The organism is Pseudomonas sp. MWU12-2029 (genome assembly GCF_023242425.1).
In the GTDB taxonomy this organism is placed as follows: Bacteria; Pseudomonadota; Gammaproteobacteria; order Pseudomonadales; family Pseudomonadaceae; genus Aquipseudomonas; species Aquipseudomonas kribbensis.
In genome coordinates this window covers 285,787-305,051 of the sequence record NZ_JALJDY010000003.1, presented here as the reverse complement: position 1 = coordinate 305,051, position 19,265 = coordinate 285,787, and the positions used below count along the sequence as shown (strand labels likewise).

Here is a 19,265-nt window from a genome sequence, read left to right as displayed (position 1 = left end):
CACTCGGTCGCGGGCAAATTGTTACATTTGAATCCTTCAAACTGCTCGAACACACCGGCCCTTTGCTGTCGTCTCTTGCTCCCTGTTTGGCACGTAGAATGTATGAGAAACGGGCTCGCTTCCTGCTTAACACTTACTCAAAGGAAGAACAATCTGAGGCAGAAGCTCTCGTAACTACACTGCTGAGTAACACATTCCCCGACCTGAAGTTTTTACCTGATTGCAGTAGAACATTGAAAGAGCAGGAATCTATATGCAACGACGCGACGAGAACCAAATGTAAGCCTCATTCAAACTGCAACTAAAGTACAGGCACAAAAAAGCCCACTGACCGTCACCGGTTCAGTGGGCTTCGTGTGTCAGGCGTCTGAATTACAGAGCCATGTCACGTGCAGCGCTTTCTTTCGGAGCCTGTGGCTTTTCAGCCGAAGCTGGTGCCGCCGCAGGTGCAGCCTGGCCAATCGCCGGAGGCGTTGGCAGTTGCAGGATCTTGGCGGTGTAAGCCCACTCTTCAGCCACTTTGGCCGGATCGTTGTTCAGCTGGGTGCCGTAGCTTGGAACGATCTGGTGCAGCTTGGCTTGCCACTCAGGGGTAGCGACCTTGTCCTTGAAGACTTTCTGCAGCACGCTCAGCATGATCGGTGCAGCGGTCGATGCGCCTGGGGATGCGCCCAGCAGACCGGCGATGGAGCCGTCTTTCGAAGCAACGATTTCGGTGCCCAGTTTCAGCACGCCGCCAGCGGCTTCATCACGCTTGATGATCTGCACGCGCTGGCCGGCTTGCCACAGGCGCCAGTCTTCGGCTTTCGCGTTCGGGAAGTATTCCTTCAGCGCGTTCATGCGGTCTTCATCCGACAGCATCAGTTGACCGGCCAGGTACTCGACCAGCGGGTATTCCTTGATGCCGACCTTGGTCATAGGCCAGATGTTGTGGGTGGTGGTGCTGGTCAGCAGGTCCAGGTACGAACCTTCTTTCAGGAACTTGGTGCTGAAAGTCGCGAACGGGCCAAACAGAATGACGCGCTTGCCGTCCAGGACACGGGTGTCCAGGTGCGGAACGGACATCGGCGGCGCGCCAACCGACGCTTTACCGTAGGCCTTGGCCAGGTGCTGCTCGGCGATGGCCGGGTTATCGGTCACCAGGAACGAGCCGCCTACCGGGAAGCCAGCGTATTCCTTGGCTTCTTCGATACCGGACTTCTGCAGCAGGTGCAGGGCACCGCCGCCGGCGCCGATGAACACGAACTTGGCGTCGGTTTCAGTCTTGGTGCCGTCTTTCAGGTTCTTGTAGCTGACGCGCCAGGTGCCGTCGGCGTTCTTGGTGATGTCCTGTACTTCGCTCGACAGTTTCAGATCGAAGTTAGGCTTGGTCTGCAGGTAACCGGCGAACTGGCGGGTGATTTCGCCGAAGTTCATGTCGGTACCCAGCGGGCTCCAGGTGGCCGCGATTTTCTGGTTCGGGTCACGCCCTTCCATCATCAGCGGGACCCACTTCTTGATGACAGCCGGGTCTTCGGAGTACTGCATGCCGGCGAACAGCGGGCTCGCCTGCAGGGCTTCGTAGCGCTTTTTCAGGAACTTGATGTTGTCATCGCCCCACACGAAGCTCATGTGCGGAGTGGTGTTGATGAACGAGCGAGGATTCTTCAGAACGCCTTGCTGAACCTGCCAGGCCCAGAACTGACGGGAAACCTGGAACGCTTCGTTGATCTCGACGGCTTTCGGGATCGTTACGTTGCCTTTGTCGTCTTCCGGGGTGTAGTTCAGCTCGGCCAGGGCGGAGTGACCAGTACCGGCGTTGTTCCAGCCGTTGGAGCTTTCCAGGGCGACGCCGTCGAGGCGCTCGACCATTTCCATCGACCAGTTCGGTTCCAGCTCATTGATCCACACACCCAGGGTGGTGCTCATGATGCCGCCGCCGATCAGCAGGACGTCGACTTTCTTTGCTTCTGCGGCATTGACGGACGACATCCCCATCGCCAAAGCCAGCCCCAGCAAGGCTGTGTTCACTTTTTTAAACATCTGTTGCACCTATGATAAAACGCCTTCCGCCCGCCGCTGTTGTACGTATGCGTTCCCCTTTTTTCGCGACACTCAGGCCAGCGTCGCGGGTTCCGGCACACTTCAATTTTGACGGGTGGGCACACAAGGCCGACAGGCTGCGTCGACCTCAGTTATATGTCCCTTCTGAACTGACTTTTTATCATTATTGGCTTCAGCTACTTGAGCGACAGGGGTTCGGTCGGCTCGCCAAAAAGCGCGCCAGACTGAATTAGGTCAAACCAAGTGGCGCGAAGAATATCACGTCAGGGCAAACCCGCGCGTCTGTTCCCGACTTGATGGTCTTTATCCGCCCAGAGACTTATCGGCGGCCAATCGCCGAACATGACCCCGGCAATGCCTCTGGCTGAAGCCTTTCAGCGATTTGGTCGCCTTTCCCTTCGCTCGTGTGCGGTCTTGCACTTGTTACAAATGAGGCAGACGGCGCCCGCCTCACAACCGGAATCGATCCACCGACTGCGCCAGCCGCCCCGCCAGATTCGACAACTCGTCCGTCGTATTCGCCGTCTCGCCGATCACCTTGCTGTTGCCTTCCGACATGCCCGCGATCATCTCCACCTGATGGGCGATTTCGTTGCTGGCCTGGCTCTGTTCGCCAATAGTGCGGGTGATGTCGTTGACCAGTTGCGTGGTGTTCAGGGTGGCGTCGAGGATTTCGCGAATGGCCCGTTCGACGTCGGCGGTGACGGCCATGCCCTTGTCGACCTGAGCCACACCCGCCTCCATGCTGCTGACCGCCTCACGGGTGCTGTTCTGGATGCGCGCGACCATCGCGGCGATTTCCTGGGTCGAGGCGCTAGTGCGGGCGGCCAGACTGCGCACTTCATCGGCGACCACGGCAAAACCCCTGCCCTGCTCGCCGGCCCGGGCCGCCTCGATGGCCGCATTGAGCGCCAGCAGGTTGGTCTGGTCGGCGATGCTCTTGATCACCTGGATGATGTTGAAGATGCCTTCGGACTCATGATCCAGCGTGCGGATCACCTGTGCCGACTGCTGGGCGGAGCGGGCGATGTCGTCCATGTCGCTGACCACTTGATGGATCACCTGCCCGCCGTTCTTGGCCAGTGACTCGGCCTGATTCGCCATGCTCAGGGCCCGCTCGGCGTGGCGGGTGATTTCCTCGATGCTGGCGGTCATCTGGCTCGCGGCAGCGGCCATGGTGCCGGCGGCGGTGCTTTGTTGCTGGCTGCTGTCCGCCACCCGATGGCAGCCGTGGCTCAGTTGCTCGCTCATGCCACTGACGCCGTGGGCATTGCGCCGCACCACGTCGATCATGTCGCGCAGATCCCGCTGCATGGTCGCCAGCGTGCGGATCAGCGTGCTGGCTTCGTCTTTTCCGGAGGGCTCGGCGATCGGTTCGCTGAGGTTGCCATGAGCGATGCTTTCAGCGATGCGGCTGGCGGTTTTCAGCGGGCCGGTGATGCTCAGGATCACCCAGCGACCCTGCACCAACAGCAGCAACAGGCTGGCGATCAGCACGATGCCGAGGGCGATGTTGGCATTGCGGATCGCGGCTTCGGTGCCCTGGCTGGTCTGCCGGGTGTTGGTTTCGATCAGTTCGCTCAGAGACGCCATCTGCTCTTCGAGCTGGCTGAACGCAGCGCTGAAGGTGCCGAGCTCCTGTTGCGCCGTGTCGGGATTGTCCAGCGCCAGCCCGACAATCCGCTCGCCCGCATTGATGTAAGTGTCGAGACTTGGCTTGATCTGATCCAGTGCAGACCGGATTGTGGTGTCGAGCGGCAGTTTCAGGTTTTCGCCCAACACCTCGCGAAAATGCCCGGCGTGCTCTTCGATAGAACTGCGCACTTCGTCCGCCGTACCGGTGCTTTTGCCCAGCCCCACCAGCATGGCCGAGTAGACATCGGCGCGCAGGGCGTCGTGCATCATGTCGGCTTCCATGTGATTGCGCAGCGCGCTCATGCTGACGGCGTTGGCACTGACTGCCGACGCCATGCGCTGATTGCCGACATAGCTGACCAGGCTCACGATCAGCGCCGTCAGCAGGCTGGTCGCAATCAGCAGCACCAAACGCAGTTTGATCGACACGGTGATTTCCTCCCTGGTCGCGCCGCACAGCGCTTTCAACGCTTCAGTTAAGCCTATTTCCGCGAACCCGCCGGGTTAGAGCGTCTCAAGGTATGTCGTCACATCCGCTAAAAAAGAATTCTGTGCGGCAGTTATCGGTTTGCAGCCCCGAGAACTTGTTCCGGCGCATGGAACTCCCGAGCCACGCCGCACCTCTCACATTATGTGGTACTTCCTTTTCGCTTTACGCTGCTGGAGGAACACCGTCATGCGTCGTTTATTACTCGTTTCGTCTCTTGTGCTCTGCCTGCCTTTTGGCTCGGCCTTCGCCCGCGTGGATGCGGGGGATGTCGCCACTTCGGCCGGTGTTTCAGCGTCGCTGTATTCCACCTTCAAGGATCACAAAATGGTGATTCCGGCCCGTGACGACCTGTCCGCATTCGTCGCCAGCGGCGGTGCCATCCGTGGCGCGTATCTGGAGTCGGCGCTGCAACAGGTTCGTCAGGAAAACCCGGGCTTGAACGCCAGCGATGAAGAGCTGGCCAATGCGATCCTGGTCCACTACGAAGGCCTGTCGCAATAACAGCCGCACGCTCGACGACGGTGGCTGACGGATTTGCCACCTCTGCGTTCTGCCGATGGACGGCAGCCGGGCGACCATGGGCAAAACCGTCGAACGGCCTCTATGATGGAGGCCATGACGATTGCCGCCCCACTTCGCTCCCCCTGCCCGCCCGGCGCCTGCATCTGCGGGCGCGATCCGTTGCTGGAAATGCCCGGCGCGGATTTGCGCATACTCTTGCTCACGCGGCAGGAGGAAAAGCGCCTGCTCGAACGCCTGGAAAACCTGCAAAGCCTGGCTGACCTCGAACGCCTGCAACAGCGGATGTTCGAGCAGTTGGGGATTCGCATGGCCATCGCCCCGGGCTTCAACGAAGTGCGGACCATGCGTGGCATCGCCATCGAGATCGATGAACTGCCGGGGATGTGCCGCAAGACTCGTCAGGCGATCCCGGCCGCCATTCGCCGCGGGCTGGAAAAACACCCGGAAATCGCCTTCGAACTGCTCAACGCCCACGACTTGCTGCGCGACGCCTGATCACGTTTTCAGGCCGACCCGTTTGCGCATCTCGGCGGTGATGCTCTGGCGGATTTTCTTCATGTCCGCCCAGGGTTCATCGCCGACGTCCGTCAGCCGTTCGTGGACATTATGAATATTCCACTGATTACCGCCCTTGATCGCCTTCACTTCATCGGCAAACAGCGGCACCGAAACCGGCAGCCCTTTCCGAGTCCGCGCCGCGTAAGCACAAATCGTGGTGGCGCCGAGCCCGTTGCGCAGGTAATCGATGAAGATCCGCCCCACACGATTCTTCGGTCCGGACACCGCCGAAAACCGCTCCGGCAACTGTTTGGCCATGTGACTGACGATGGCATGGCTGAAATCCTTGACCTCGTCCCAACCGTGCTTGCGAATCAGCGGCACCACCAGATGAATGCCCTTGCCGCCGCTGGTCTTGAGGAATGCCCGCAAACCGAGTTCATCCAGTACGGTCAGGGTCAGGGCGGTGGCTTCGACCATGCTTTTCCAGGGCAGCGCCGGATCCGGGTCGAGGTCGAGAACGAAGCGGTCGGGTTTTTCCAGATCCACCGTGGTGGCGTTCCAGGTGTGCAGTTCGACGGTGCTCATCTGCACCGCACCAATCAGCGACTCGGCGTTGTTGATCAACATCATCGGTTGGCCGGTCAGTTCCTTGTCCAGCTTGCGGATGCCGGGGATCGCCAAGTGTTCGGCGTTCTTCTGGAAGAACAGTTCGCCAGCGATGCCATCCGGTGCCCGCACCAGCGCCACGGGGCGATCCTTGAGCTGCGGCAGGATCCATTCGGCAACGCTGGCGTAATACTCGGCCAGTTGCCTCTTGGTGGTGCCGCTGCTGGCGTCGATCACGCGGTCCGGATGAGTGATTCTGACCTTGCCGCTGACCATCCCGGTTTGAGACGGCGCCTTGGCGGCGGGTGGCGTTTTTTTCGCCGGGGTTTTCGCGGCTGAAGTTTTCATCGGTTTCGCTTGCTCCTCCGTAATCTCCAGAGCCGATTTGTCATCGCGCAAACCATGGAATACGGCATGGCGCACCGCCCCCTCCCGAGTCATTTCGGCAAACGCCACCTCCGCCAGCAGGTTCGGCTTGAGCCAGTGCACACCCTTGGCCTCGAAACCACTGGGCGGGTTGACCAGCGCAGTCTTCTTCGCCCGCAACGGTTTCAGCCGGGCTAGCACTGTTTTCAGGGTGGCCTCGTTGAAGCCCGTGCCAACCTTCCCGGCATAACGCAACTCGCCGCTGTCGCGATCGTGCAGTCCCAGCAACAAAGCACCAAAGGCACTGCGCGAACCTTTCGGATCGGTGTAACCAACGATCACGAATTCCTGGCGATGTTTGCACTTGAGCTTGATCCAGTCGCTGCTGCGCCGTGACACATAGGGGGAGCCAAGACGTTTGCCGATCAAGCCTTCCATCTGCATCTGGCAGGCACTGTTGAGCAAGGCCTCCGGGGTTTCGTCGAAGGCTTCGGAGAAGCGCAGCAACGGACTCTTGTGCGCCTTCAATATCGTGGCCAGCGCCGCGCGCCGCTCTTCCACCGGGACTTCGCGCAGGTCGACACCGTTGAGGTAAGGCAGGTCGAACAGGTAATAAAGGATGTCGCTGCTGCGACTGTCGTCGAAGGCGTTCTGCAGCGCCTGAAAGTCCGGAATGCCGTTTTCGTTGGCGACCACCACTTCACCGTCAAGCCACGCCGACTCCAGCCCTAGCGCCGCGAGTGCCTGGGCCTGCTCGGGTAGTTTGTGCGTCCAGTCATGGCCGTTACGGGTGAACAGTTGCACCGTTTCATGATCGATGCGCGCCATGATCCGGTAGCCATCGAACTTGATTTCGTAGCTCCACTCCCCTGCCGGAGCACTGTCCACCAGCGTCGCCAATTGCGGTTTCAACTGGGCGGGGATTCGCGCCTTGTGCGCCCCGACGAGCTTGCCCGAGGCGGGTTTGCGCGTTGGCTGTTTCAGCGGTTTGACCTGTCTGGCGTCGAGCTTCGGTTTGTCGACGAGGGTGCGCTCGCTAAGCACGCTGTCCGGCTCGGCGACCAGCACGTCGTAATTGCTTTGGGGCCGGGCGGCGCTGTCCTGGTGCTTGATCAGAAACCACTGTTCCTGTTTGCCCGGCATGTGGGTGCGCACCAGATTCCACACCCCGCCAAGCTTCTCGCCCTGCAGCTCGAACTTGAGTTTGCCCTTGGCGTAGGCCTTTTGCGGATCCTCCAGCGGAATCCACACGCCGCGATCCCAGACGATGACATCTCCTGCGCCGTAGTGCCCCTCGGGGATGTGGCCTTCGAAGGTGGCGTAATCCAGCGGGTGGTCTTCGACATGCACCGCCAGGCGCTTGACTTTGGGATCCAGCGACGGCCCCTTGGGCACCGCCCAGCTCTTGAGTGCACCGTCCAGCTCCAGGCGAAAGTCGTAATGCAGGTGCGAGGCGTCATGCTTCTGGATGCAGAACTGCAGCGCGTGATCGGCGCCAGCCTTCTTGCCCCGACGTTTGACCGCTGCCGGTTCCGAGGTCGCCGAGAAGTCGCGCATGCGGTTGTAGTCGTCGAGGTTCCTGTTCATGGCGGCTCCGGCTGCAGTCTGGTGCTGTTATGCAGAAGAGCGACGCCTGCCCGGAAAAATTCAATCGACGTAAAAAAGCCCCGGACGGATGGAAACGTCCGGGGCGCGGGTGTTGAGGTGTTTCAGGCGGTGCCCTTGGCCTGTTGCTCCAGATGCACCTGCAACTCAGGATCAATCTGCAATGCCGCCGCCAGTTCATCCAGGTAATTGCGTTCGGCGTCCTGCTGGTCATCCACCAGCATCACGCTGGCGATATACATTTCGGCGGCCACCGCCGGATCGTTGTTCGCCGCTTGCGCGACTTCGCGGGCATCGAGGGGTTTGGCGACTTCGGCGTCCAGCCATTGCTGCAGGCCCGGGTCATCGGTGTGGCGGCCGATTTCGCTGCTGATCAACTGTTTCTCCGACTCGTCGATCCGCCCGTCGGCCTTGGCCGCCGCGATCAATGCGCGCAATACCGCGTGGCTGTGCTCCTCGACCTGTGGGCCGGCCAACAGGTCTGCGGTCTGCGGTGTCTGTTGCGGCGCCGACGACGCCTGACTGCGTTGCCAGGCCTGATAGGCCTGAAACGCCATCATCCCCAGCGAGGCCAGGGCTGCGTAGTTGGTGCCGCCGGAACGATTTTGCGTCCCACCGCCAAGCGCCCCGCCACCCAATCCTCCGCCACCGAGCAATCCGCCGAGCAGCCCACCAAGGCCACCGAGTCCGCCGGCAGGTGCACCGCCGCCGCTGGTGCCACCGCCACCGAGCAGGCCGCCCAGCAAACCGCCGAGCCCGCCCAGGCCATCGCCGGCCGAGGCGCCACTTTGTTGTCCCGTCGAGGCCTGGCCTCGCAGCAGTTGTTCGAGCAGATCACTGGTGTTCATGACGTCATCCTCAGGCAAAGGCGTAACTGTGTCAGGCAACGATAGACCTGCGCACGGGTTGCGCCAGCACCGTTTGGCTGACGCTGCTGCGGTGAAGCGATATCGGCGTCGAAAAATTTTCCCGGCCAGCTAAGATTCATGAAGGATGAACCTTATCCCGGCCCGACCGGTCGATAGCTGCAAACCCGACCCGGTTGGCCGCCACCCTTGTTGCTCAAGTGTGATTCCCGGCTTGCTTCACTTTCTGGAGAACGCCCCTGTGATATCGACCGTCCACATTGCCAGGCTCAAGGCCTGGGGCGCCCATGGTTTCACCGCGACCGGCGTGGTCACCGCCTTCCTCGCCACCCTCGCCCTGCTGGAAAACCAGCCGACCCATTGCCTGATGTGGCTGGGCGTCGCGCTGATCGTCGACGGCCTCGACGGAGCGCTGGCGCGCAAGGTCAACGTGCAGTCAGTGCTGCCGAGTTTCGACGGATCGATCCTCGATCTGGTGATCGATTACCTGACCTACGTGTTCATTCCGGCGCTGTTCATCTATCGCTACATTCCCCTGCCCGACTACACCCTGCTGCTGACGGTGTCGCTGATTCTGGTGTCGTCGCTGTTCTGCTTCTGCAACGTCAACATGAAGAGCAAGGACAACTACTTCGTCGGTTTCCCCGCCGCGTGGAACGTGGTCGCGCTGTGCCTGTACATCATCGCCCCGGGGCCGTGGATCACCTTCCTGACCGTGATCGGCCTGGCGCTGCTGACCATCACCCGGATGAAATTCCTGCACCCGTTCCGTGTGCGCCGCTTCATGCCGATCAACATCGCGGTGACGGCGATCTGGCTGTTGTGCAGCCTGTCGCTGGTACTCAACCACCCGGTCATCAACCCGCTGGTGATGGGTTTGTGGCTGCTGGCGTCGGCGTATTTCCTCGGCATCTGCATCTGGCGCACGGCGCTGGAGTGGTTTGACAGTGCCCATCTGAAGTAGAAGAACCTGTGGGAGCGAGCTGGCTCGCTCCCACATGGGTTCGCGCTCAACGTTTGGTCAGCACCACCTCCAGATACTCACTGGGCACCACCATCGAACCCGGCCCGGCCCGGTTCAGCCCGTCGATCAATTGCGTCAGATCTCCTTCCAGTGCCTGCCCGCTCTCTGGCGGCAGCGCCGCGAACGCCTTGTGCACCGGCCCGTACCAGTGGCGGAAGATGTCGATGAAGTGTGCCGCCGAGCGATAACGGAAATTGAAGTGGCGGCGAGTCACTTGCATCAGGAACTGACGCTCATCGAAGTGCGAATGCAGCCAGGCTTCCGCGCCCCAGTTCGACGGTGGTTGCGCACCGGCCGGCGGTGGCAGATGGCGGCCGAGGGTCTTGAACATCTGGCCGACGAAGCCTTCCGGCGTCCAGTTGGCCAGGCCGATCCGCCCGCCACGACGACAGACCCGGGCCAGCTCCTGCGCTGCCTTGGCCTGATCCGGGGCGAACATCACCCCGAAAGTAGACAGCACGGCATCAAAGCTGGCGTCGGCAAACGGCAGCGCTTCGGCATCGGCCACCTGGAATGTCACGTCCAGATGTTCGGCCCGCGCCCGATCCTGGCCACGCTCCAGCAATGCCGCGACATAGTCGGTGGACAGCACCCGACAACCCCGACGCGCCGCCGCCAGCGTGGCATTGCCATTGCCGGCGGCGACGTCCAGCACTTCTTCATCGCAGCGTAGATCGCAGGCTTCGGCGAGGTTCTCCCCGACGATCTGCAAGGTGGTGCCGATCACGGCATAGTCGCCACTGGCCCACGCGACTTTCTGGCGTTCCTTGAGGGCATTGAGATCGATGGGGGTGCTCATCAACAGGTGCTCCAAGACAGGCTGGATCGGGCTTTACTCGGCGGTGGTCGGGTCGATGACACTCATCACCCGGGACACGCTGTTAGCCGGGAACCCGCCCAGCCGCGCGTGCTCGCGCACCAGTTCCTCATCAGGGGCGATGTACACACAGTAGATTTTGTCGGCGGTGACGTAACTCTGCAGCCATTGCACCTGCGGCCCGAGTTCACGCAACACCTGACAGGACGTTTGCGATACCGCCTTGAGTTCTTGCTCCGACAGGTTTCCGGCCCCTGGAATCTCGCGTTCAATCACGAATTTCGGCATGGCAACCTCGCTTTCTTTTTATCAGTGACAGAGCGGATACAGCCCTGCTCTTTCACTATCGTCCCGAGACTGTGCGCCGTCCTTGCCAATCGTCTGGAGAGCCCCGTAAACCGGGACTTCGCCGATGAGTGGCGGGATTTTGTAAAGCGCTCGAAACAGATTCCGTGCAAACGAAAACGACCCGGAGCATTCACCTCCGGGCCGTCGTCGATCAGGCTCATGCGGAAGGCGCTTTCGCCTCCTTGAGCAACTGCTGAATCATCTGCTCCTGAGCTTCGTAGCGGCCCTCACCAAAGTGGGTGTAACGCACCTGCCCCTTGGCATCGATCAGGTAGTGCGCCGGCCAGTATTGATTGTCGAAATTGCGCCAGATCGCGTAGTTGTTGTCGATGGCCACCGGGTAGGTGATACCGAGTTTCTTCACCTGATCCTTGACGTTGTCGATGATCCGCTCATAACCGTATTCCGGGGTGTGTACGCCGATCACCACGAGGCCCTCCTTGCCGTATTTTTTCTCCCAATCCTTCACATACGGCAGTGTGTGCTGGCAGTTGATGCAGTCGTAGGTCCAGAAGTCCACCAGTACCACTTTGCCGCGCAGGGATTCGGCGTTCAGCTCCGGTGAGTTCAGCCATTGCACTGCGCCGGCCAGCGACGGCATCGCGCCCTTACTCTGCTCGTCCGAGGTCGAATCCGCCCGCACTTTGCTGATGAAGTAATCGATCACTTTCGGCGCGTTTTCCAACACGTTTTTCTCGACACTGGCGACGCCCTCGGACGATGTGCCGGCCAGCAGGGTTCGATCGGCACCGGTGGAAATCACCACCGCCGCCGCCAGCACGGCGACACCTGCGCCACGACGGAACCAGCCCGTGAACGGGATCGACGGTTTCAGCCGGTTGACCAGGCCGCGACCGGCGAAAATCAGCGTCCCCAGCGACAGCGCACTGCCCGCGCCGTAGGCCAGCAGCAACAGGCTGGTCTGGGCACTGGCGCCTTGCAGCATGGCGCCGGTGAGGATTACACCGAGGATCGGCCCCGCGCACGGTGCCCACAACAGACCGGTGGCCACGCCGATCATCACCGACCCCATGGGGCCAGCCTTCTTGCGAGTGTCCGGATCCAGGCGATTGCCGAGCAACACGAACGGCCGTGCCAGCCAGTCACCGATGCGTGCGGAAATCAGCGACAGCGCAAACAGCACCATCACGATCAGAGCGATGTGTCGGCCGGTGTTGTTGGCCTGGATCACCCACTCGCTGCTGACCACCGCGAGGCTGGAGATCAGGGCGAAGGTCAGGGCCATGCCACCGAGGGTCAGCAGGATCGAAGAGCGGGTGCGGTCGGCGCCGGCAAACAGAAACGGCACCACCGGCAGGATGCAGGGGCTGAGGACAGTCAACAGACCGCCCAGGAACGCGATAAGGAACATGAGGTTCACCTCTTGAAGGATGGGCGGTCTGCCGATAAAAGAGGTGTCTGCCGTTCACCGGCAGACACGCACGGAGGCTCAGGCGTTCTGGCTGTCCAGCCATTGGCTCTGCGGGGTCCGGCTGGCGCCGTTTTCGGCAACCATCTGCCCTTGCGGTGTATGACTGGAGCCGTCTGCCGCGACCATCTGCCCCTGCGGCGTATGGCTGGCGCCGTCGGCGGCAATCAAGGCATCGCTGCCCTGCTTGGCTACCGGGCTCAGCTGGAAGCAGGTGCTGCCGGCGCAGCTGCTCTGCTCGACGGCGCTGTTGGCGTGAGCCGCGACACCGGCAAAAGAGAAGGCAATGGCGGTCAGGAAACGCGATACGTTGTTCATGGCAATCTTCCTTTAAGTCAGTGGGTGGCGGATCAGTTCTGGTTGTCGCAGCCGTCGGCGAATTTGCTGTAGTCGAGCACGCGGGTCTGACCGGCCGAATCGAGGTAGGTCATGCGGGCGTCGACGATGCCGCAGGTCATCGATTTGTCTTCTTTCATCGAGATCACTTTCTGGATATCCAGATGTGTGCCGTAGGTGTAGGTTTGCGGGGCAACGGCTTCGGCGCGGGCCGACAGGGTGCAGATGTTCAGGGCAGCGAACAGGCAAGCGGCGATTACGGATTTGTTGGTCATGGCGTTTTCCTCAGGGCTTCAATGGGTAGATCGGTTGATTGAGCCGAGGCGCTGTGGTGTGCCTCGATGGAGCTCATTTAAAGCTCGCGAGGTATCCCGTCTGTGTCGGAAAACGGCCGGTATAAATCGCTACGTATCTCGCCCGCCGGGGGATACACAGCGATACAAAACCCTGAAAAAATCCTGATTTTGCGTCCACATGTATCCGTCGTTGCGGCAGATACACTGCAATACAAAGGCAGGCAGGCGAGCCCGCGCGGGCTCTATAGACTGCGAGACATTCCCCCACTTGATAGAGGTTTGGCTCCATGGATCATGTCGATCACATTCTCATCGTCGATGACGACCGCGAGATTCGCGAACTGGTTGGCAATTACCTGAAAAAGAACGGCCTGCGCACCACGGTGGTCGCCGATGGCCGGCAGATGCGCAGTTTTCTGGAAGCCAACACCGTCGACCTGATCGTGCTCGACATCATGATGCCCGGCGATGACGGCCTGCTGCTGTGCCGCGAACTGCGCGCCGGCAAACACAAGGCCACGCCGGTCTTGATGCTCACCGCGCGCAACGATGAGACCGACCGCATCATCGGCCTGGAAATGGGCGCCGACGATTACCTGACCAAACCCTTTGCCGCCCGCGAGCTGCTGGCGCGGATCAACGCCGTGTTGCGCCGCACGCGCATGCTGCCGCCCAATCTGGTGGTCACCGAGAGCGGTCGCTTGCTGGCCTTCGGTCGCTGGCAGCTCGATACCTCGGCCCGGCATCTGCTGGACACCGACGGCACCATGGTTGCCTTGAGCGGTGCGGAATATCGCTTGCTGCGAGTGTTCCTCGATCATCCGCAGCGGGTATTGAGCCGCGATCAACTGCTCAACCTGACCCAGGGCCGCGACGCCGATCTGTTCGACCGCTCCATCGACCTGCTGGTCAGTCGTCTGCGCCAGCGTCTGCTCGACGACGCCCGCGAGCCGGCCTACATCAAGACCGTGCGCAGCGAGGGTTATGTGTTCTCGCTGCCGGTGGAAATCCTCGGAGCCCCGGCATGAAGGTTGCGTTGCACTGGCCGCGCACCCTCGCCTCGCGGTTGTCGCTGATTTTTCTGATCGGCCTGATCCTGGCTCAAGCCCTGTCGTTCGGAGCGCAGTATTACGAGCGCTACGAAAGCGCGAAGAACACCATGCTCGGCAACCTGGAAACCGACGTTTCGACTTCGATCGCGATCCTCGACCGACTACCGGCCGAAGAACGTCCGATGTGGCTCGAACGTCTGGCCCGGCCCAACTACGGCTACCTGCTCAGCGAAGGCGAACCGGGTACACCGATCGGCGCACGCGAAGTGCCGATCGCGGTCACCTCGATCACCGACGCCATCGGCGAAGCCTATCCGCTGACTTTCACCGACATTCCGGGACCGAAAAAGCACTTTCAGGGCCACTTGCGTCTGAGCGACGGCAGCCCGGTGACCATTGACGTGCGACCTTCAATGGTGCCGCTGTCGCCATGGCTGCCGGTGGTGCTGCTCGGGCAACTGGCGTTGATGATTGCCTGCACCTCGCTGGCGGTACGCATCGCCATCCGTCCGCTCACCCGCCTGGCCAATGCGGTGGAAACCCTTGATCCCAACGCCCATCCGATCAATCTGGATGAACAGGGCCCGAACGAAGTGGCGTACGCCGCCCGTGCGTTCAACACCATGCAGGCGCGGATCGCCGCATACCTCAAAGAGCGCATGCAATTGCTTGCAGCGATTTCCCACGACCTGCAAACCCCGATCACCCGGATGAAACTGCGGGCGGAGTTCATGGACGATTCGGCGGAAAAGGACAAACTGTGGAACGACCTCGGCGAGATGGAGCACCTGGTGCGTGAAGGCGTGGCGTATGCCCGCAGCATCCACGGCTCGACCGAAGAAAGCCGGCGCACCAACCTCGATTCATTCCTCGACAGCCTGGTGTTCGACTATCAGGACATGGGCAAAGAGGTGCAATTGAGCGGCAAGAGCGAAGCGGTCATCGACACCCGCCCCCACGCCCTGCGCCGGGTGCTGGTCAACCTGACCGATAACGCGCTGAAGTTTGCCGGCGCTGCCGAGCTGCTGATTCAACGGGACAAGACCGGCCTCTCGATCAAGGTCATGGATCGCGGACCGGGCATTGCCGAAGAAGAACTGGCCCAGGTAATGGAGCCGTTCTATCGCGTGGAAAACTCGCGCAACCGCAGCACCGGCGGCACCGGCCTCGGTCTGGCGATTGCCCAGCAACTGGCGATGGCGCTGGGTGGCTCGCTGAATCTGAGCAACCGTGAAGGTGGCGGATTGTGCGCGGAGTTGAAGCTGCCGCTTCAGGCCTGAGACAAACAAAAAGACCCGGGGAACCATCGTGTTCCCCGGGTCTTTTTTGTTTGTGGGATCAATTGATTCCGATCACACCGTCTTCATGCATTTGTTGCAACAACGCCGATCCGCTGTCCATGAACGACACAGTTCCCGGCAAACCCGCCTCCATCGCCAGTCCCCCCAGTTGCTCACGACCGCTCAGCAACGGAAACTCGCCAATTCGCTGCAACAACCGCCACGCCAACGGGCTCAGCTCGGAAAACTTCACACTGAAATCCGCCGCGCGCCGCACCAGCAGCAACGTTGGCTGGGCCGGTGGAGTGGACGGCTGATATTCAGGGCTGAGGATCTGCACCGGCCACGCATACGCCAATGGCCAGGCCAGCGCCGAAACCTGCAATGGCCGCTCCAGCAACAATGCGGGATCACTTGCCAGCAGCGGATCGGCATCGGACTGCTGCAACACCATCTCCACCCACTCGTAATGCGCCAGTTCCACCAGAAACGCCGGCCACTCTCCCGTGCTCAACACGGCGGGTTCCGAGGCGAGGTAACCGACGAACTCCTCGGCGATCTCACCGAATTTCGGCGTCTGTGCCCGGTAGTCCCGCAGGAAGCCGCGAATCAATGTGCGCCAGCGATCCTGACCGATGATCCGGATCAGCACCGGAAAGGTCCCGCCCAACAGTTGCGAGACATTGTTGAAGACCAGATCACGATAGACGTTGACCCGCGCCGCATTCATGTCGGCCGGGGGCGTCTGGTTCTCGGGATCGCGCAGGTAGCGAGTCAGGGCCTGTTGTTGCTGCTCAAGGTTATCCACGCTGGCCTCCCTGGTTCTGCAAGCGGCGAATGGTCTGCAACTCCGCCACCAACTCGGAGAAGGCCGGGAAGTTGAAGTCGCGTTCGAGCAGCGTCGGCTGCGCACCAAAGCGTGCATAGGCGTCTGCCAGCAGCGCCCAGACCACCGGTTTCACAGAGGCGCCGTGGGTGTCGATTTTCAGCGTGTCGGACTCGTCGAAATGCCCGGCGACGTGCATTCCGACCACCCGACCCGGTTCGATCCCGGCCAGAAACGTCTGCGGGTCGAAGCCGTGGTTGATCGAATTGACGTACACGTTGTTAACGTCCAGTAGCAGGTCGCAATCGGCCTCGCGCAGCACGGCATTGGTGAAGGTCACCTCGTCCATGTCCTGCCGGGGAGCGGCGTAATAGGAAACGTTTTCCACCGCCAGGCGCCGGCCGAGGATGTCCTGGGCCTGACGGATCCGCGCGGCAACGTGGTGCACCGCCTCTTCGGTGAATGGCAGCGGCAGCAGGTCATAGAGGTGACCGTCGTCGCTGCAATAGCTCAAGTGTTCGCTGTACAGCGGCACGTTGTAACGATCGAGAAACACCCGGACTTCCCGAAGGAAGTCGATGTCCAGCGGCGCCGACCCGCCGAGCGACAACGAAAGGCCGTGGCAGGACAACGGATAACGCTCGGCCAGTTCACGCAGCGCGGCACCGTGGGCACCGCCGACGCCGATCCAGTTTTCCGGGGCGACTTCGAGAAAGTCGAAATCGCCGGTGCGGGCGGCTTGAAGATCCTTCATCAGGCCGCGACGCAGGCCGAGCCCGACGCTGGCCTGCAAGGTGGGGTGGGGAATCTGCATGGGCAAGACCTCTGCAAAGGAGCCGCCGACAGTGGCGGCCAAGAGGCTCAGTTAAACCGGAGGGTGTATCGCTGCTGTGTGGGCGATGCGCGGGAAATGGCGGTTTTTGTATCGGCGACGAGCCTGTACACAATGGGATACAGAGCCGCTGCCCTCTTCCTGAAAGACGAGTTACGAATTCATTGACGTATCCGCCAGTTTTCGTTAGTTTTGCCCCCATCGAAGCGACTGACCAGATGAGATTGAGCGCTTCCCGGCAGCGAGAGCTGTAACCGCGCAAGGCGGTTCGTAAGTGGTGTCTGGATCTGCTTTACCGAATCGAAAAAGGCGCCTCTGGCGCCTTTTTTTGTTTCTGGTATCAGCGTTTGGTGGAGGTCGGTTGCCGAAGGTAGACCTTACCGCACAGCAGCATAAATCCCATTTTCCCGAACAGCCTGGGCGGCTTTTCAGTCTGGTGGTAGGCGCTTTCCACGACCAGGTTGAGATCTTGTGGCTTCCCCTCTGCAGCGCGGCGTAACTCAAAAAAGACATGGTAGGGCCCGCTCGGATCCTCAATCATGATGGAGTACGCCCAGTTTCGCATCGCCGCCGTTTCACTGACTTTCGCCTGGGGATGATTCAATCCCTTGATCACTGGCGGCAGTGACAGTGAAAGGCGGTAGCGGGTCATGCAAAAGCTACGCTGCCGCTGGGCATGGTCGAGCAGGATGGGCTCCCCGGCCGGATGTAAGGCTTGATCGTACCCCGTGCTGAAACAATGATTCGAAAAAGTGACATGCACACGCAAATCACGCCTCGCCAATTGACTCTGAATCGTGAATGTAAAGGGTTCTAGATGAGAAAGGTTGTACGTCACTCCGCCTATGCACAGCGGTGGAAAGTAGGCGGTCAATTCGCTCTCCGTTGCATCCAATGCATCACTTTGTTTCTGCGCTTCGGCTCCCGAGCACCATCGGTGAGTAACCCGGCAAGACGACAGAGTTAATGGCTTTTAGCGGGGATGATTTCTCGGCGGACTCGATCAATCTGTGCGAGGAAGTGGCTTCGGACTTCACAGATAAACAAAGACTTCAGCACTCAAAAGTCCTTGCCTCGACCGAGTCGATTCAGAATATGGGATAGAGCCACGTCGAAGTTGTAGGCAAAATCTGCGTGTTGCGTAAGGAAGTGCGCCTATCGTGCTTTCGCCAGCACCAACACCGACTAGACTCAATCATTACCCAGTCGAGGGGGACGCAGGACAGCAGTGTCGCCCTGCCCGTTTCCACGACCACCGCCCGGTGGTGAATGCCTCGACCCCCATCACCACCGGACTGTGATCCTTGACAGGAGCACATGACATGGACGAGGCCAGACTCAACGAATTCATGGGCAAACTGGTCAACGACATGGGCGGCGCGGCGATGCTGGCCAATGTCATCGTCGGCGAAGAACTTGGCTTGTATAAAGCCATGGCCGACAGCCAGCCGATCTCCCCGGAAACCCTCGCCGAAAAAACCGCCTGCAACACCCGACTGGTCCGCGAATGGCTCAGCGCCCACGCGGCCTCCGGCTACATGGAACACCTGGACGGCAAATTCCGCCTGCCGGAAGAACAGGCCATGGCCCTGGCCAAGGAAGATTCGCCGGTCTATGTGGCCGGCGGCCTCGGCGTGGTGGCGTCGTTTTTCCACGACAAGGACAAACTGGTCAAAGCCATGCGCGGCAATGGTGCCTTGCCCTGGGGCGATCACCATCCGTGCATGTTCACCGGCACCGAACGGTTCTTCCGCCCCGGTTACAAAGGGCATTTGATCGCCGAATGGCTGCCGGCGCTGGAGGGCGTGGTGGCCAAACTCGAAGACGGCGCCAAGGTCGCCGATGTCGGCTGTGGTCATGGCGCCTCCACGGTGATCATGGCCCAGGCCTATCCCAACTCGCGTTTCGTCGGTTTCGACTATCACGCGCCATCGGTAAGTGTCGCTACCCAGCGAGCAGAAGAAGGCGGAGTGAGCAGCCGGGCGCGGTTTTTCCAGGGCACGGCGAAAAGCTTTCCCGGCGATGACTACGACCTGATCTGCTACTTCGACTGCCTGCACGACATGGGCGATCCGGTCGGCGCGGCGCGGCATGCCTACGATTGCCTGAAGGACGACGGCACGGTGCTGTTGGTCGAACCCTTTGCCAACGACACGCTGGACGACAACATCAACCCGGTCGGGCGACTGTTCTATGCCGCGTCGACGTTCATCTGCACGCCGAACTCGCTGTCCCAGGAAGTGGGTCTGGGGCTCGGTGCGCAAGCCGGCGAGATGCGCTTGCGCAAAGTGTTCAGCGAAGCCGGGTTCAAGCAGTTCCGGCGGGCGACGCAGACGCCGTTCAACCTGATTCTGGAAGCACGCAAGTAAAGGGCCCCTTTACCCGGTCAAC

18 protein-coding genes and 1 pseudogene are annotated in these 19,265 nt (G+C 60.8%); 6 read left to right on the top strand and 13 right to left on the bottom strand.

Going from position 1 to position 19,265, the window contains the following annotated elements; genetic code table 11:
* Nucleotides 1-372: 372 nt before the first annotated feature.
* The 3 genes and pseudogenes from mqo to M5B44_RS28990 all read right to left on the bottom strand — a co-directional run.
* Entirely contained in the window at nucleotides 373-2,022 is a 1,650-nt protein-coding gene (gene mqo, locus M5B44_RS09180) for a malate dehydrogenase (quinone) (RefSeq protein ID WP_248738923.1), read from the bottom strand.
* A 471-nt stretch (nucleotides 2,023-2,493) separates the two neighbouring features.
* Nucleotides 2,494-3,219 (bottom strand): methyl-accepting chemotaxis protein, encoded by a 726-nt coding sequence (locus M5B44_RS28995; RefSeq protein ID WP_371856525.1) that lies wholly within the window; start codon nucleotides 3,217-3,219, stop codon nucleotides 2,494-2,496.
* A gap of 129 nt (nucleotides 3,220-3,348) precedes the next feature.
* Nucleotides 3,349-4,107: pseudogene (locus M5B44_RS28990) on the bottom strand (MCP four helix bundle domain-containing protein); the annotation flags it as partial.
* Nucleotides 4,108-4,354: 247 nt separating this feature from the next.
* Between M5B44_RS28990 and M5B44_RS09170 the strand changes: the two are divergent.
* Together M5B44_RS09170 and M5B44_RS09165 are read left to right on the top strand one after the other, a co-directional pair.
* Entirely contained in the window at nucleotides 4,355-4,669 is a 315-nt protein-coding gene (locus M5B44_RS09170) for a DUF2388 domain-containing protein (RefSeq protein WP_114882220.1), read from the top strand.
* A 114-nt stretch (nucleotides 4,670-4,783) separates the two neighbouring features.
* Complete coding sequence (locus M5B44_RS09165) at nucleotides 4,784-5,185, top strand: hypothetical protein (protein ID WP_248738921.1); 402 nt, start codon at nucleotides 4,784-4,786, stop codon at nucleotides 5,183-5,185.
* On the opposite strand, the gene ligD is transcribed toward M5B44_RS09165, so the two are convergent.
* Together ligD and M5B44_RS09155 are read right to left on the bottom strand one after the other, a co-directional pair.
* On the bottom strand, nucleotides 5,186-7,750 hold the full coding sequence (gene ligD, locus M5B44_RS09160) for a DNA ligase D (RefSeq protein ID WP_248738920.1): 2,565 nt from the start codon (nucleotides 7,748-7,750) through the stop codon (nucleotides 5,186-5,188).
* 122 nt (nucleotides 7,751-7,872) lie between these two features.
* Nucleotides 7,873-8,616: a tellurite resistance TerB family protein gene (locus tag M5B44_RS09155; RefSeq protein WP_248738919.1), complete on the bottom strand. Its 744-nt coding sequence runs from the start codon at nucleotides 8,614-8,616 to the stop codon at nucleotides 7,873-7,875.
* A 259-nt stretch (nucleotides 8,617-8,875) separates the two neighbouring features.
* Between M5B44_RS09155 and pcsA the strand changes: the two genes are divergently transcribed.
* Nucleotides 8,876-9,598, top strand: a complete 723-nt coding sequence (gene pcsA / locus M5B44_RS09150) for a phosphatidylcholine synthase (RefSeq protein ID WP_085708683.1) — start codon at nucleotides 8,876-8,878, stop codon at nucleotides 9,596-9,598.
* A 46-nt stretch (nucleotides 9,599-9,644) separates the two neighbouring features.
* Here pcsA and M5B44_RS09145 read toward each other — a convergent pair whose 3' ends face one another.
* The 5 genes from M5B44_RS09145 to M5B44_RS09125 all read right to left on the bottom strand — a co-directional run bounded on the left by M5B44_RS09145 (nucleotide 9,645) and on the right by M5B44_RS09125 (nucleotide 12,863).
* Nucleotides 9,645-10,457: a class I SAM-dependent methyltransferase gene (locus tag M5B44_RS09145; RefSeq protein WP_248738918.1), complete on the bottom strand. Its 813-nt coding sequence runs from the start codon at nucleotides 10,455-10,457 to the stop codon at nucleotides 9,645-9,647.
* 33 nt (nucleotides 10,458-10,490) lie between these two features.
* Entirely contained in the window at nucleotides 10,491-10,763 is a 273-nt protein-coding gene (locus tag M5B44_RS09140) for a DUF4242 domain-containing protein (RefSeq protein ID WP_085708685.1), read from the bottom strand.
* Between the two features lie 217 nt (nucleotides 10,764-10,980).
* On the bottom strand, nucleotides 10,981-12,195 hold the full coding sequence (locus M5B44_RS09135) for a cytochrome c biogenesis protein DipZ (protein WP_248738917.1): 1,215 nt from the start codon (nucleotides 12,193-12,195) through the stop codon (nucleotides 10,981-10,983).
* Nucleotides 12,196-12,273: 78 nt separating this feature from the next.
* Complete coding sequence (locus tag M5B44_RS09130; protein ID WP_085708688.1) at nucleotides 12,274-12,570, bottom strand: hypothetical protein; 297 nt, start codon at nucleotides 12,568-12,570, stop codon at nucleotides 12,274-12,276.
* A gap of 32 nt (nucleotides 12,571-12,602) precedes the next feature.
* The gene (locus tag M5B44_RS09125) at nucleotides 12,603-12,863 is read right to left on the bottom strand and encodes a DUF2790 domain-containing protein (protein WP_085708689.1); all 261 of its coding nucleotides are present in this window, start codon (nucleotides 12,861-12,863) and stop codon (nucleotides 12,603-12,605) included.
* Between the two features lie 308 nt (nucleotides 12,864-13,171).
* Here M5B44_RS09125 and M5B44_RS09120 point away from each other — a divergent pair, with 308 nt between their 5' ends.
* Nucleotides 13,172-13,912 (top strand): response regulator, encoded by a 741-nt coding sequence (locus tag M5B44_RS09120; RefSeq protein ID WP_085708690.1) that lies wholly within the window; start codon nucleotides 13,172-13,174, stop codon nucleotides 13,910-13,912.
* Complete coding sequence (locus tag M5B44_RS09115; protein ID WP_248738916.1) at nucleotides 13,909-15,216, top strand: sensor histidine kinase; 1,308 nt, start codon at nucleotides 13,909-13,911, stop codon at nucleotides 15,214-15,216. Before M5B44_RS09120 ends, M5B44_RS09115 begins: the two co-directional genes overlap by 4 nt.
* Before the next feature lie 58 nt (nucleotides 15,217-15,274).
* Here M5B44_RS09115 and M5B44_RS09110 read toward each other — a convergent pair whose 3' ends face one another.
* The 3 genes from M5B44_RS09110 to M5B44_RS09100 all read right to left on the bottom strand — a co-directional run bounded on the left by M5B44_RS09110 (nucleotide 15,275) and on the right by M5B44_RS09100 (nucleotide 17,748).
* Nucleotides 15,275-16,024 carry a DUF2063 domain-containing protein gene (locus M5B44_RS09110; protein ID WP_248738915.1) on the bottom strand — a complete coding sequence of 250 codons (750 nt, stop codon included), beginning with the start codon at nucleotides 16,022-16,024 and terminating at the stop codon, nucleotides 15,275-15,277.
* Entirely contained in the window at nucleotides 16,017-16,856 is an 840-nt protein-coding gene (locus M5B44_RS09105) for a DUF692 domain-containing protein (RefSeq protein WP_248738914.1), read from the bottom strand. Before M5B44_RS09105 ends, M5B44_RS09110 begins: the two co-directional genes overlap by 8 nt.
* A gap of 358 nt (nucleotides 16,857-17,214) precedes the next feature.
* The gene (locus M5B44_RS09100) at nucleotides 17,215-17,748 is read right to left on the bottom strand and encodes a hypothetical protein (RefSeq protein ID WP_248738913.1); all 534 of its coding nucleotides are present in this window, start codon (nucleotides 17,746-17,748) and stop codon (nucleotides 17,215-17,217) included.
* A gap of 448 nt (nucleotides 17,749-18,196) precedes the next feature.
* Here M5B44_RS09100 and M5B44_RS09095 point away from each other — a divergent pair, with 448 nt between their 5' ends.
* The gene (locus M5B44_RS09095; protein WP_169429810.1) at nucleotides 18,197-19,243 is read left to right on the top strand and encodes a class I SAM-dependent methyltransferase; all 1,047 of its coding nucleotides are present in this window, start codon (nucleotides 18,197-18,199) and stop codon (nucleotides 19,241-19,243) included.
* Nucleotides 19,244-19,265 lie beyond the last annotated feature (22 nt).